This window comes from Enterococcus sp. AZ095a, from assembly GCF_050546735.1.
GTDB classification, from domain to species: domain Bacteria; phylum Bacillota; class Bacilli; order Lactobacillales; family Enterococcaceae; genus Enterococcus_D; species Enterococcus_D entomosocium.
Genome location: NZ_CP172953.1, coordinates 3096578 through 3109562, shown reverse-complemented (window position 1 = coordinate 3109562; position 12985 = coordinate 3096578). Strand labels below are relative to the sequence as shown.

Genomic DNA, 12985 nt, shown 5'->3' with positions numbered 1-12985 from the left:
AAGACCCAGCTTCTGCATGAAACACGGGAATTGAAGGTGCTTATTTATTTCTTACGAAAACGATCATAAAAGTATTTGCCGACTAAAGCTACGATCGCGAAAAATGCCAAGGTATATCCGAAGATCCCCATCTGATGGACGAAGGCTCCTTGTTGCGGGCTGGCGACCACCAATAAGGAAGAGCCAAGGATGACCGCAGCTAGAATAATACCGATTACCAGTCGATTGACCATCTGATCAAAGCGGTCCAATAGCTGTTTTTGTTCGCGGATCTCTAAATTTAACCGGTGTTTACCAGTGGCAAAAGTGTCTAAGACAGCCAAGGTCCGATCAGGAAGATGGCTAAGTGCCCGCAAGCTTTTTGCGGTTGCCAAGGCGCTTTTTTTCACCTCGTCTTCAATACTCAGCTGCTGTAAGAAATATTTTTGTGCAAAAGGCTGAGTGACTTCCATCATTGATAATTCGGGGTCTAAGGCTTTGATCACACCTTCCAAGGTGCCAAAAGCCTTAATCAGCAAGGTGATGTCTCGATGCATCTGCAGTTGGTTATCATGGCAGATCGTGATGACTTCCCCCATCACTTTTTGCAAGTCGATATCCTTTAGCGGCATATTATAGTAGTTTTCAACAAATTTTTGAAGATCCTGATAGAAGGCGACTTCATCAAAGGAACTGCCGCTGCTGTTGCACAAACGCAAGACAGCTTTGCCGACTTCTTGGGTGTCTTGGGTATACAAAGCAATCAATGCATCAGCTAAGCGACTGCGTAATGACTGATCCAAATGTCCCATCATCCCAAAATCTAAGAAAATCACTTGGTAAGGCGGCATAATCGCTTCTTCTTGCCACTTCAATGAATAATCAACACCGCCGAGGACACCGACGCGCTGTTTGACTTGGAATGGTTTTGGTCGGTTGGTTTGATCTGTGAAGACATGTAAAAAAAGATTGCCAGGATGCGGATCAGCGTGAAAGAAGCCATCTTCAAAGACTTGCTTCATAAAGTTTTCGACTAATAGCGTTCCCACTTGTTTTTTCACTGCTTTCACGGACTGATTGTCATAAACGATATCTTGATTGCTGCGGGTCAGCAAGCAGTTCAAACTTTCACCGGCCATGTAATCCATGACTAATACTTTTTGGGTGCACCATTCGGGATAAACTTTTGGCAATGCCAATTGCGGGTTTTGGTGATTGTTACGGTAGAATTCCTGCGCATTTTTCATCTCTTGTAAAAAATTTGTTTCATTGGCAAGGGATCGTCTGACTTCGCTTAACACGCTTTTTAAATCCACCACATTGGCTTCTGGAATTGCACGAACCAACGGTAGAGCCTTTTCAAAAAGATCGAGATCCACTTGAATCGCCGCAATGATTCCCGGATGCTGCACTTTGACGATCACTTCTTTGCCGCTGATCAAGTTTGCTCGGTGGGCTTGTCCGATGGAAGCTGAGGCGACTGGGATTTCATCAAAAGCGGAAAAAACTTCCGTTAGTGGCTGCTGTAGTTCTGCTTCCAGCAGTGCTTTGACCTTGGGAAATGGATCACTTTTGACATTGTCTTGTAACTGCTTGAAGGCATCAACGAAAGTGCTGGAAAGCAGGTCATTGCGGACCGAAAGCATCTGCCCGATTTTGATAAATGTTGGTCCTAATTCTTCAAACGCTTGACGCACCATTTCGGGATGCTGCTGTTTGCTGATATTTTGAACGACTTTGTATTTCAAAAAGACTTGAAGGATTTGTTTTAATCGTCCTTTTCTAGAAGGAGCAGTTTGTTCTGTCATAGGTCCCACCTCTTTAAACGTGCCGTGATATATTCATAGTACTGACAAAATGAAAAACATTCAACTAACGACTGTGTAAGCTTAAAGAAATTTCTGCAAGATTTAATGCCGGTTGGTCGATTTTGTGCTAAAATGTGGAAGACTTAGTTTGGTAGAATCAATGAATACAGGAGGAAATTCTTTTGAAAATCATTTTATTATACGGGGGACGCAGTGCAGAGCATGAGGTATCACTGTTATCCGCTTTTTCAGTTGTTAATGCTGTATATTATAATTACTACCAAGTTCAATTAGTAATGATCACTAAAGAAGGACGCTGGTTAAAAGGCCCATTATTGTCTGAGGCGCCAACGTCACCAGATACTTTGGCATTGACCAACGAAGAGACCAAAGGGGAAGAAATTTCACCTGGGGCCATCTATGAAGAAGACGCGATCGTCTTTCCATTGCTCCATGGACCAAACGGCGAAGACGGCACGATCCAAGGGTTTTTAGAAACCATCGGAATGCCTTATGTCGGAGCCGGTGTCTTGACTAGTGCCTGCGGGATGGACAAAATCATGACCAAGTACATCTTGCAAGCTGCGGGAATTCCGCAAGTTCCCTATGTACCAGTCTTGAAAAATGCGTGGAAAGAAAATCCGAAAAAGATTTTCGATCAATGCGAAGGCAGTCTCCTTTATCCGATGTTTGTCAAACCAGCCAACATGGGATCAAGTGTCGGTATCTCGAAAGCCGAGAACCGCGAAGAACTGCAAAATGCGTTGCAAGAAGCGTATCGCTACGATACCCGAGCGATCGTTGAACAAGGAATCGAAGCCCGTGAGATCGAAGTCGCTGTTCTTGGAAACGAAGACGTGCGGACCACCATGCCGGGAGAAATCGTAAAAGATGTTGCGTTTTATGATTACAATTCCAAATACATTGACAACCGAATCGAGATGCAGATTCCTGCGCAAATTCCCGAAGAAACACAAGCCAAAGCCCAAGAGTTTGCGAAAAAAGCCTATACGATGTTAGGCGGCAGTGGATTGAGCCGTTGTGATTTCTTTTTGACCAATAAAAACGAGCTCTTTTTAAATGAGCTAAACACGATGCCGGGATTCACTGAATTCAGCATGTACCCATTGCTATGGGAAAAGACCGGATTGCCGTATGGTGATTTGATTGAAGAATTGATCCAATTAGGGATGAATCGTTTCAACCAAAGACGTTCTTTCTTGACGAATGTGGAAGAAGCAGAAGTTGAAGCAGAGAATGAAAAAGAAGCAGAATAAATAGCAGGAAGAAAGCCAGCTCAACTCAAGGAAAATACTTGAAGCGATCTTGTGCTTTCTTTTTTTGTAAAAAAGGAGCGAAACTGATGAATTTTACTGTAAAAGAAGCCGCTGCCGTATTTGGTCAGCCAATTGAAAATGAGACACCACTTGCCTCTGTGGAGTTTGACAGCCGTCTAATCAAAGAAAACAGTCTTTTTGTTCCCTTGGCGGGGACTCGGGATGGACATGAATTTGCCCAACAAGCCAAAGACAATGGTGCGATCGCGACATTGTGGAGTCATCCCACCATCCAACCACCGCAAGGCATCCTTGTGATACCCGTCAAGGATACTGTCAAAGCGTTCCAACAGTTAGCACGAGCCTACAAAGAAAAACTTGCGCCAAAAATCATCGCTATTACCGGAAGTAATGGGAAAACAACCACAAAAGATATGGTAGACGCGGTTATGGCACAAAAATACCAGACCTACAAAACTCAAGGTAACCATAACAATGAACTAGGCGTGCCTTTGACTATCTTGCATGCACCAGAAGATACGCAAGTGTTGATTTTAGAAATGGGAATGGACCATGCAGGAGAGATCGAAGTCCTTTCGCGCTTAGCAGAACCTGATGCAGCGGCGATCACGTTGATTGGCGAAGCCCACATTGAAAACTTAGGGTCCAGAGAAGGGATCGCCAAAGCCAAAATGGAGATCACCGCAGGATTGAAAAAAGACGGCTTCTTTATGATGCCGGCGGATGAACCATTGTTAGACCCCTTTGTTCCTAACTTGACGCAGCCCATTGAAACTTTTGGCTTAACAGAGGGAGATCTGCAAGGAGACATCGTAGAGGAATCGCAAGATCAAACGATTTTTACGGTAGCAGGTAAGACTTTTACCTTACCGGTATTAGGCGGTTATAATGTCAAAAATGCCTTGATCGCGATTGGTTTAGGACGTCATTTTGGTGTATCAAATGAAGCCATCAAGGAGGGCTTGGCGCATTTTCAATTAACGAAAAATCGGACCCAATGGGTGACTGCCGGTAATGGAGCAGCGATTTTGAGCGATATTTACAATGCCAATCCGACTGCCATGGGTCTCGTATTGGATAGTTTCCGCAAATTGCCGTTAGAAGGAAGACGGATCGCCGTATTGGCAGATATGCTTGAATTAGGACCAGATTCTGCACAAATGCACGAGCAGATGGCCGCACATTTAGATGGCTCGTTCCAACTAGTTTTTCTTTATGGCAAAGAAATGCAAGCATTGCAAAAACGACTAGCTCAGTCACCACTTGCTGACAAGGTGCGCTATTTTGCGACAGATGAAAAACTACAACTGATCGCCTCCTTAAAGGAAACTTTAGAACCTTCCGACAGCTTGGTAATCAAAGGGAGCAATGGCATGGGCTTGAGCGAAGTCGTTGATGCACTAAAAGGAATGTAAAGCGGAGTTGAAATCTTGCTGAAACTTTCAAAACGTGTTATACTTATCTAACGCCGAAAGATGAAGCACAGAATGATTACTGTAAAAAACATTGACGTTTTGAGATAAAATGATGGCTGAGACAAACAACACTTGTTTTAGCCTTTTATAATGCCTTCGTGAAGCGGTTTTTCGGTACCGAGAGAAAGATAAGAGTAAATGGGACTACTCTTGTGTTTCTGAAGAACTAACCTACGCTTCGATGATAGAAAAACAGGCATCGAAAAGATGACCAGCCTAGGAGGATCCATTTGAAATTTAAAGATCTAGAATTATCCAACGAATTATTGACTTCTGTTGAGCGTGCCGGCTTTGAAGAAGCAACACCCATCCAAGAAGCAACGATTCCATTAGCCTTAGCAGGCAAAGACGTGATCGGTCAAGCACAGACCGGTACTGGTAAAACCGCCGCATTTGGTTTGCCAATGTTAGAAAAAATCGACCCAGCGAACCATCAACTACAAGGATTAGTGATTGCCCCAACCCGTGAATTAGCGATCCAAACCCAAGAAGAATTGTATCGTCTTGGTAAAGACAAAAAAATTCGCGTTCAAGCAGTTTACGGTGGAGCCGATATCGGCCGTCAAATCCGTCAATTAAAAGATCGTCCCCATATCGTAGTTGGTACGCCAGGACGTATGTTAGACCATATCAACCGCCACACCTTAAAATTAGGTACGGTTGAAACGCTTGTATTAGATGAAGCAGACGAAATGTTGAACATGGGCTTCTTGGAAGATATTGAAAAAATCATCAGCCAAGTGCCAGATGTTCGTCAAACGTTGCTATTTTCAGCAACAATGCCGCCAGCAATCAAAAATATCGGCGTGAAATTCATGAAAGAGCCTGAACATGTTCAAATCAAAGCCAAAGAAATGACCGCTGATTTGATTGATCAATACTATGTTCGCTCAAAAGATTACGAAAAATTCGATGTCATGACTCGTTTGTTGGATGTGCAATCACCAGAATTGACGATCGTTTTCGGTCGTACGAAACGTCGTGTTGATGAATTGGCACGTGGTTTAGAAGCCCGTGGCTACAAAGCTGAAGGCATTCATGGGGACCTTTCTCAACAAAAACGGATGAGCGTTTTACGTTCATTTAAGAGTGGTCAATTAGATATCTTAGTTGCCACAGACGTAGCAGCTCGCGGATTAGATATTTCTGGTGTTACACACGTTTACAACTACGATATCCCTCAAGATCCTGAAAGCTATGTTCACCGGATCGGACGTACAGGTCGTGCCGGAAAAGGCGGAATGTCAGTGACTTTCGTTACACCAAACGAAATGAGCTACTTGCATGTCATTGAAAACTTAACGAAAAAACGGATGACACCAATGCGCCCACCAACCGAAAAAGAAGCTTTTAAAGGTCAATTAGGTGCCGCAATCGAATCTGTTGAAACAAAATTGGATGAAAATGGTTTGGATAAATACTTGCAAGCAGCCGACGATCTTTTGGAACGTTATTCTGCACAAGATTTAGCAGCACTGCTTCTAAAAACAATGGCGAAAGATCCAGCTGATTTAGAACCAGTCAAAATCACACCAGAACGCCCATTACCTCAAGGAAAAAAATCATTCAATAAAAACGGACGTCGCAGCAATAACAGCAATGGCGGCAATCGTAACCGCAAAGAAAACGGTGGGAACCGTGGCGGCGGCAACGGCAATAAAGCCCGTGGTAACTATTCAAAAGATGGTGCCCGTAAAAACAATCGCCGTAGCAACGACAAAAAACGCGGTTTCGTTATCAGAAATAACCAAGACTAATTGAGTTTGTGGACCTTGTAAGGAAACTTGCAAGGTCTTTTTTATATAAAAAACAAATACGAGTGATTGAAAATCTTAATCTCCGTATAAACTCGTCAGATTTGAATGGTAATTCGCCATTTTTTTGGTAGAATGGTAACTAGCTAAACAAGGGCCAATTCCAATTTGGAAACCCCTATCTTAAGTAAAGGTAGCGAGAAGAATGATTAAAGGAATCGGGATCGATGCAGTCGAGCTGCTTCGAATGAAAGAATTAATTGAAAAAAAACCTCAGTTTATAACGCGTATTTTAACGGAGAAGGAAGCAAAATTATTTGCCCGTTTGCCCCTGAAACGTCAGGTAGAGTTCCTCGGGGGGCGCTATGCCTGCAAAGAAGCGTTCTCGAAAGCTTGGGGGACGGGGATCGGCAAAGTTTCTTTTCATGATATTGAAGTCTTGACCAATGAATTCGGTGCACCGATCGTTACCAAAGCACCGCACCCTTTAGAAAAAACGTTTGTCAGTATCACCCATACAAATGATACTGCCTTTGCACAAATTATCTTAGAAGTATCGGATAGTGAGTAACCTGAGTGGAAGTCGTCACTTGGTGAAAAAACTACGATACTTTATGGACGAACAGCCGACTACATAAAACCAACTTAATTTGTTTGTCTGATCAAGCATTAGTAGAAAGAAGGAACTGGAAATGGTGGTTGCTTACCATAGACCAACGAAAGCGATTATTGATACGACCGCGATTACCGAAAACATCAAAAATGAGATTGCTCACTTACCAAGCGAGACGTTTCTTTTTGCGGTGGTAAAAGCCAATGGGTACGGGCACGGAGCGGTACAAACTGCTCAAGCAGCCAAAGAAGGCGGTGCAGCCGGTTTTTGCGTTGCGACGATCGATGAGGCAATCGAATTGCGAGAAGCAGGAATCACTGACCCACTGCTGATTTTAGGGGTTGTGAACGTGCAAGATATTCCCTTACTTGCAGAATACGATTTTTCTTTTCCAGTCGCTTCGATGGACTGGTTGGTAGAAGCCGGTACTTATTTGGAGGAGAATCCTATAAAGACACCGCTTAAAGTACATGTCAAAGTGGATACCGGCATGGGGAGAATCGGTTTTTTGACCCCAGAAGAAGTGCTTCAAGCCGTTCTTTGGTTGGAAACTCATCCCACATTTGATTGGGAAGGAATCTTTACCCATTTCTCCACAGCCGATCAAGCTGATACAACTTATTGGGAAACACAGCACCAGCGGTTTAAAGAAGTCTTAACTGTTTTGCCTTATTTGCCGACATATATACATACAGGCAATAGCGCGACCTCCTTGTGGCACAAAGAGGCCGTTGGGAATATGGTCCGTTTTGGGATCGCGATGTATGGATTGAATCCGTCAGGTCATGCATTGAAGGAACCATTTTCCTTAAAACCAGCCCTTTCACTTGTTTCTGAACTGATCCAAGTGAAATTACTTGAAAAAGGAGCGGGGATTGGCTATGGTGAGACATATATCACGCCCCATCAGGAATGGATCGGCACTGTGCCTATCGGTTATGCGGATGGCTGGTTACGAAAAATGCAAGGCTTCTCACTCTTAGTAGAAGGTGAACCTTGTGAAATCGTCGGTCGGGTGTGTATGGATCAACTGATGATTCGTTTGCCGCGAGCCTTTGCTGTCGGTACAACGGTCACGTTGATTGGTGAGAATCATGGGAAACGAATTACGATGCAGGATGTTGCAGACCAGTTAGAAACGATTCACTATGAAGTAGCGTGCACCCTCTCAGCAAGGGTTCCGCGAGAATATAAAAGTTAGGGTGGTCCTATGGTAAAAAGGGGAGATATTTATTTTGCCGATCTTTCACCAGTCGTTGGATCGGAGCAAGGCGGAATACGACCGGTCTTGATCATTCAAAATGACTTGGGCAATCACTTCAGTCCCACCGTGATCATTGCGGCGATCACGGCAAAAATGGCGAAGCCGAAATTACCAACCCACATTGGGATTTCCGCTTCTTGCACAGGGATTGGCAAAGACTCCGTCATTTTGATGGAACAGATCCGCACGATCGACAAAAGTCGGTTGAAAGAAAAAGTTTGTCATTTAGACGATAAAGTGATGTGTGAAGTCGATGCTGCTTTGATGATCAGTATTGGTGTGGAGCCGACCTTTGCTACATCAACGATCGAGGTGTAAAACAAGCAATGGGGTATGTAGTATTAATAGTAGTTGTCATTTTATTGATTCTCTTTACTTATAAACATATTCGCCGTTTTCTTTCAGAAACCAAAAAGCGCAACGAAACCATGGAACAAGGGTATTACCTTGTCAGTCATACATATGAAGAGAAACGGGAACAGACCCATTATTACGGCGTTTTTCAACAAGGAGACAAAGAACTGATATTAGAAATGTCACTCCAGCTTTATTTACAGCTACAGCCACCGCAACGGGGGATGTTGACCGCCAAAGAAGGCCGAGTCCTTTCTTTTGAAGGGTGATCATGTGAAGAAAGCAGTGCCCATGAGAGAGTATCTCTTCAAGGAAAAGCAAACAAGCAGGAAAGAGCTGCTCCATTTATTTCACAGGAGTTGGTTCATTCACTGCTTGTTTTTTATGACTAAAATGTTTGTGAGAGCTATTTCAAGTAAGATGGCGTGATGGATGGGAACATTGAGCATCGAAAAAATGATCAACCAGCGCAGTAGAGCAACGGTTTTGCTTTGACAAACAACCAAGGTACGGTTGCTTTTCACAAAGAATTCAGTTATAGTATGTAGCGACTAGTTTGAAAAGAGGGAAAAAAGTGAACCCATCGATTTATGGACTTACCAAATCAGATCTATCTTTGTGGATAACTGAACAAAATGAAAAGAAATTTCGAGCCAACCAAGTGTGGGAGTGGCTCTATGAAAAACGAGTAACCAGCTTTGAAGAAATGACCAATTTACCGAAACCTTTGATTGAGAAACTGACGGCAGCCTTTGTGATCAATCCCCTGAAACAGATGGTGGTACAAGAAGCCAGTGACGGGACCGTCAAGTATTTATTCCAATTGCCGGACAACCACATGATTGAAACGGTCTTGATGCGTCAAGAATATGGCATGTCGGTTTGTGTGACGACCCAAGTCGGCTGCAACATCGGCTGTACCTTTTGTGCTAGTGGGTTATTAAAGAAACAACGAGACTTAACGGCAGGCGAGATCGTGGCTCAAATCATGTTAGTGCAACACTATTTTGATGAACGCAACGAGGGAGAACGAGTCTCTCACGTAGTCGTCATGGGGATCGGCGAACCCTTTGATAACTATGACAATGTGATGCATTTCTTACAGATCATCAATGACCCGAAAGGCTTAGCGATCGGCGCGCGGCATATTACCGTGTCAACCAGCGGCTTAGCGCATAAAATCAGAGAGTTTGCGGAAAACGGCTTGCAAGTGAACCTAGCGATTTCGCTGCATGCCCCAAATAACGAAGTCAGAACCTCCATGATGCGGATCAATCGGAGCTTTCCGATTGAAAAACTGATGGCAGCGGTCGATTATTATTTAGAAAAAACCAATCGTCGCATCACGTTTGAGTATATCATGCTGGATCATGTCAACGACCGACCGGAACATGCCCGTCAGTTGGCAGCATTATTGAAGGATAAAAAGAAATTGTCTTACGTCAACTTGATTCCTTATAACCCAGTGAGTGAGCATGACCAATATGCTCGAAGTAAAAAAGCCGATGTGTTAGCTTTTTATGACATTTTAAAGAAAAACGGCATCAACTGTGTGATTCGTAAAGAACATGGGACAGATATCGACGCAGCATGCGGACAGCTGCGAAGCAAACAAATGAAAAAAGAAGCTTCTGCTTCTTAAACACAAAAAACCAAAAGAAGGACTGCACAAGCGCAGTTCTTCTTTTGGTTTTTTATTATCTAAGCAATTAAAAAACGCCTTAAAGAAAGCGTATTCCTGTAAAGAAAATTCAAAAAACATTGTTTTACAAGAAAAAAATAGATTATACTAAAAGCTGGTATTCATTAAAAATAACTTACTGTGAAAGGATGATTTGATGGAATGGATTAAATTAATTGGTATTCTAGTTATTTTAGTCGGCTTTTTGCTGAAGCTAGATACTATTGCTGTCGTAATCGTTGCTGGTTTTGTCACCGCGCTTGTATCGGGAATTTCTGTTGTTGATTTTTTAACAATGTTAGGAGAAGCGTTTGTCAATAATCGACTCGTTACACTGTTCTTGTTGACATTACCAATGGTCGGCTTGTCGGAACGTTTTGGCTTGAAACAGCAGGCCGTCATATTGATTGAAAAAATCAAAGGCTTGACACCAGGGAAGTTTTTGAGTTTGTACTTATTTATTCGGGAACTTGCTGGCTTTTTCTCTATTCGGATCCAAGGACATACGCAATTTATCCGCCCAATCGTTAACCCGATGGCGCAAGCTGCTGGGGAAAATAAATTTGGGGAACTGGATGAAAAAGATCAGGAAAAAATCAAAGCTCGGGCTGCCGCTAATGAAAATTTCGGGAATTTCTTTGCGCAAAATACCTTCGTGGCTGCTTCTGGTGTGCTGTTGATCGTAGGAACGTTGCAATCACTTGGATATGATGTGGCAGCTAGTTCGATCGCTCAAGCATCATTGCCGATCGCATTGATCGTCTTAGTTATTGCCACGTTATCGAACTTGCTCTTTGATCGCAAATTAGCAAAAAAATATGGCAAGAAGGAGGAGAAATAGATGGAAGGAATCGTTAACGGATTACTAGAATTCTTTTATATCTTGATTGGGCTGCTGTCGATCATGACGGCTGTCCGGGTTTTTCGTGAAGCAGACCATCCTACACGATTAGGCACCTCTGCCTTTTGGTTACTGCTAGGGGTCGTCTTTGCTTTCGGAAATTTTTTGCCGTATCTTGTGGACGGAATTTTGATCGTTTTGATGGGCTGTTTGACCTTCTTCAAACAAGTACAGATCGGTAAAATCGTCGATGTTGATGATGAAAAAGCCGAAGCGTCAGCAAAACGGATCGGTAGTACGATCTTCGTACCATGTATCAGCTTGGCATTGATCGCTGTGGTGATTTCTTATACACCATTAGGGGGCCAAGTGGGGATCGGGATCGCGTCGATCTTAGCACTCTTGTTGGCAGTCGTGCTAACTTCCGCTAAACCAAAAACAGTGTTAGACGATTCCGACCGGATGCTTCGCCAAGTCGGAACTGCCGGTATCTTGCCGCAGTTATTAGCAGCACTAGGTGTCATTTTTAACGCTGCTGGTGTTGGTGATGTGATTTCTCAAGGAATCTCTGGCGTCGTGCCAGAAGGCAATCGTTTTATCGGTGTCGTGGCTTACTGTTTAGGAATGATGATCTTTACTATGATCATGGGAAATGGCTTTGCAGCATTTACCGTTATAACTGCCGGTATTGGCGTACCTTTCGTAATGGCGCAAGGCGGCGATCCAGTTGTTGCTGGTGCTTTAGCAATGACCGCTGGTTTTTGCGGCACGTTGCTGACCCCGATGGCAGCCAATTTCAATGCACTGCCAGTGGCTTTGTTAGAGATGAAAGACCCTAATGGTGTCATTAAAGCACAAGCCCCAATTGCTTTATTATTGTTAGTGATCCACATCGCTTTAATGTACTTTTGGGCATTTTAGTGGTAAAACAGAGATGGAAGGATGATGGAAATGAAACTATTAATTACCGGATTTGATCCATTTGGCGGAGAAGCAATCAATCCTGCCTTAGAAGCAGTGAAATTACTGCCAGATACAATTCATGGTGCACAGATCGTGAAAGCAGAGATCCCCACTGTATTTGGGAAATCAGCGGCGATCGTCGAAGAGAAAATTGAAGAGGTCCACCCAGATGTCGTCTTAAACATCGGTCAAGCGGGCGGCCGGTTTGCCATCTCACCAGAACGAGTGGCAATCAATGTGGATGATGCCCGGATTCCTGATAATGAAGGCAATCAACCCGTCGATGAAGCGATCCAAACAGAAGGAAAGCCTGCCTACTTCACACAACTGCCAATCAAAGCAATGGTAGAAAATATGAAAAAAGCAGGAATACCTGCAGCCGTTTCTAATACTGCTGGAACCTTCGTCTGCAACCACATCATGTATCAAGTACAATACATGATCGATACAAAATACCCTGAAATGAAAGGCGGTTTTATTCACGTGCCATTTATTCCTCAGCAAGTCGTCGATAAAGTAGGACAGCCTGCAATGAGCATCGAAGACATCGCCAAAGGATTAACTGCAGCAGTGGAAGCTATCGTTGATTATGCCGACAAAGAAGATTTAAAAGCGATTGGCGGCGCGATCCATTAATCATTGAAGGACATCCTTTCGAGGACAAAACAAAAGTTCTTAAAATGAAAAGACCTGATCAGTAAGCATGCGATCAGGTCTTTTTTGTCTGAATTTGATAAGAAATCATCCTTGTTTTCTGCATGTTTGCTTTTCTATCAGACATTTCTCATTTTGATGACTGAAATGAAAAAAGCAGACAGAAAATGAATGTAAGTTACATTTAACCATGTTTTTTTATTATTTTTTTCGCTTTATTTCTTATAAATAAAGAAAGGAAAAATAGCATTTAACGAATGTTTGATGAGAGTAAGGTAAGTAAATACCAAGAAAACTTTCT

At 43.1% G+C, this 12985-nt stretch carries 12 protein-coding genes; 11 read left to right on the top strand and 1 reads right to left on the bottom strand.

The annotated features are described in order from the left end of the window. Nucleotides 1-44: 44 nt before the first annotated feature. Nucleotides 45-1787 (bottom strand): ABC1 kinase family protein, encoded by a 1743-nt coding sequence (locus IGJ26_RS14235; RefSeq protein ID WP_016612930.1) that lies wholly within the window; start codon nucleotides 1785-1787, stop codon nucleotides 45-47. Nucleotides 1788-1969: 182 nt separating this feature from the next. Between IGJ26_RS14235 and IGJ26_RS14230 the strand changes: the two genes are divergently transcribed. The 11 genes from IGJ26_RS14230 (at nucleotide 1970) to pcp (ending at nucleotide 12666) form a co-directional block, all read left to right on the top strand. After that, complete coding sequence (locus IGJ26_RS14230; protein ID WP_005233659.1) at nucleotides 1970-3064, top strand: D-alanine--D-alanine ligase; 1095 nt, start codon at nucleotides 1970-1972, stop codon at nucleotides 3062-3064. An 86-nt stretch (nucleotides 3065-3150) separates the two neighbouring features. Then, the gene (locus tag IGJ26_RS14225; protein WP_244732480.1) at nucleotides 3151-4500 is read left to right on the top strand and encodes a UDP-N-acetylmuramoyl-tripeptide--D-alanyl-D-alanine ligase; all 1350 of its coding nucleotides are present in this window, start codon (nucleotides 3151-3153) and stop codon (nucleotides 4498-4500) included. Between the two features lie 290 nt (nucleotides 4501-4790). After that, nucleotides 4791-6317 carry a degradosome RNA helicase CshA gene (gene cshA / locus IGJ26_RS14220; protein ID WP_010749100.1) on the top strand — a complete coding sequence of 509 codons (1527 nt, stop codon included), beginning with the start codon at nucleotides 4791-4793 and terminating at the stop codon, nucleotides 6315-6317. 202 nt (nucleotides 6318-6519) lie between these two features. After that, on the top strand, nucleotides 6520-6885 hold the full coding sequence (gene acpS, locus IGJ26_RS14215) for a holo-ACP synthase (RefSeq protein WP_016621912.1): 366 nt from the start codon (nucleotides 6520-6522) through the stop codon (nucleotides 6883-6885). Nucleotides 6886-7006: 121 nt separating this feature from the next. Continuing rightward, a complete protein-coding gene (gene alr / locus IGJ26_RS14210) occupies nucleotides 7007-8128 on the top strand; it encodes an alanine racemase (RefSeq protein WP_008379416.1) in 1122 nt (373 codons plus the stop codon). A gap of 9 nt (nucleotides 8129-8137) precedes the next feature. Further along, on the top strand, nucleotides 8138-8509 hold the full coding sequence (locus tag IGJ26_RS14205; protein WP_005227961.1) for a type II toxin-antitoxin system PemK/MazF family toxin: 372 nt from the start codon (nucleotides 8138-8140) through the stop codon (nucleotides 8507-8509). An 8-nt stretch (nucleotides 8510-8517) separates the two neighbouring features. Next, nucleotides 8518-8814, top strand: a complete 297-nt coding sequence (locus IGJ26_RS14200; protein ID WP_016612926.1) for a hypothetical protein — start codon at nucleotides 8518-8520, stop codon at nucleotides 8812-8814. Nucleotides 8815-9119: 305 nt separating this feature from the next. Next, nucleotides 9120-10187, top strand: a complete 1068-nt coding sequence (gene rlmN / locus IGJ26_RS14195; RefSeq protein ID WP_254904884.1) for a 23S rRNA (adenine(2503)-C(2))-methyltransferase RlmN — start codon at nucleotides 9120-9122, stop codon at nucleotides 10185-10187. A 196-nt stretch (nucleotides 10188-10383) separates the two neighbouring features. Next, nucleotides 10384-11067 carry a DUF969 domain-containing protein gene (locus IGJ26_RS14190; RefSeq protein WP_005233676.1) on the top strand — a complete coding sequence of 228 codons (684 nt, stop codon included), beginning with the start codon at nucleotides 10384-10386 and terminating at the stop codon, nucleotides 11065-11067. Beyond that, nucleotides 11068-11988: a DUF979 domain-containing protein gene (locus tag IGJ26_RS14185; protein WP_005233677.1), complete on the top strand. Its 921-nt coding sequence runs from the start codon at nucleotides 11068-11070 to the stop codon at nucleotides 11986-11988. Between the two features lie 30 nt (nucleotides 11989-12018). After that, nucleotides 12019-12666 (top strand): pyroglutamyl-peptidase I, encoded by a 648-nt coding sequence (gene pcp / locus IGJ26_RS14180; RefSeq protein ID WP_430599700.1) that lies wholly within the window; start codon nucleotides 12019-12021, stop codon nucleotides 12664-12666. Nucleotides 12667-12985 lie beyond the last annotated feature (319 nt).

Coding starts and splice junctions, on each gene's coding strand:
- IGJ26_RS14205 (WP_005227961.1), top strand. CDS start 8,138: ATGGTAAAAAGGGGAGATATTTATTTTGCCGATCTTTCACCAGTCGTT.
- IGJ26_RS14190 (WP_005233676.1), top strand. CDS start 10,384: ATGGAATGGATTAAATTAATTGGTATTCTAGTTATTTTAGTCGGCTTT.
- IGJ26_RS14200 (WP_016612926.1), top strand. CDS start 8,518: ATGGGGTATGTAGTATTAATAGTAGTTGTCATTTTATTGATTCTCTTT.
- pcp (WP_430599700.1), top strand. CDS start 12,019: ATGAAACTATTAATTACCGGATTTGATCCATTTGGCGGAGAAGCAATC.
- IGJ26_RS14235 (WP_016612930.1), bottom strand. CDS start 1,787: ATGACAGAACAAACTGCTCCTTCTAGAAAAGGACGATTAAAACAAATC.
- IGJ26_RS14225 (WP_244732480.1), top strand. CDS start 3,151: ATGAATTTTACTGTAAAAGAAGCCGCTGCCGTATTTGGTCAGCCAATT.
- IGJ26_RS14185 (WP_005233677.1), top strand. CDS start 11,068: ATGGAAGGAATCGTTAACGGATTACTAGAATTCTTTTATATCTTGATT.
- acpS (WP_016621912.1), top strand. CDS start 6,520: ATGATTAAAGGAATCGGGATCGATGCAGTCGAGCTGCTTCGAATGAAA.
- alr (WP_008379416.1), top strand. CDS start 7,007: ATGGTGGTTGCTTACCATAGACCAACGAAAGCGATTATTGATACGACC.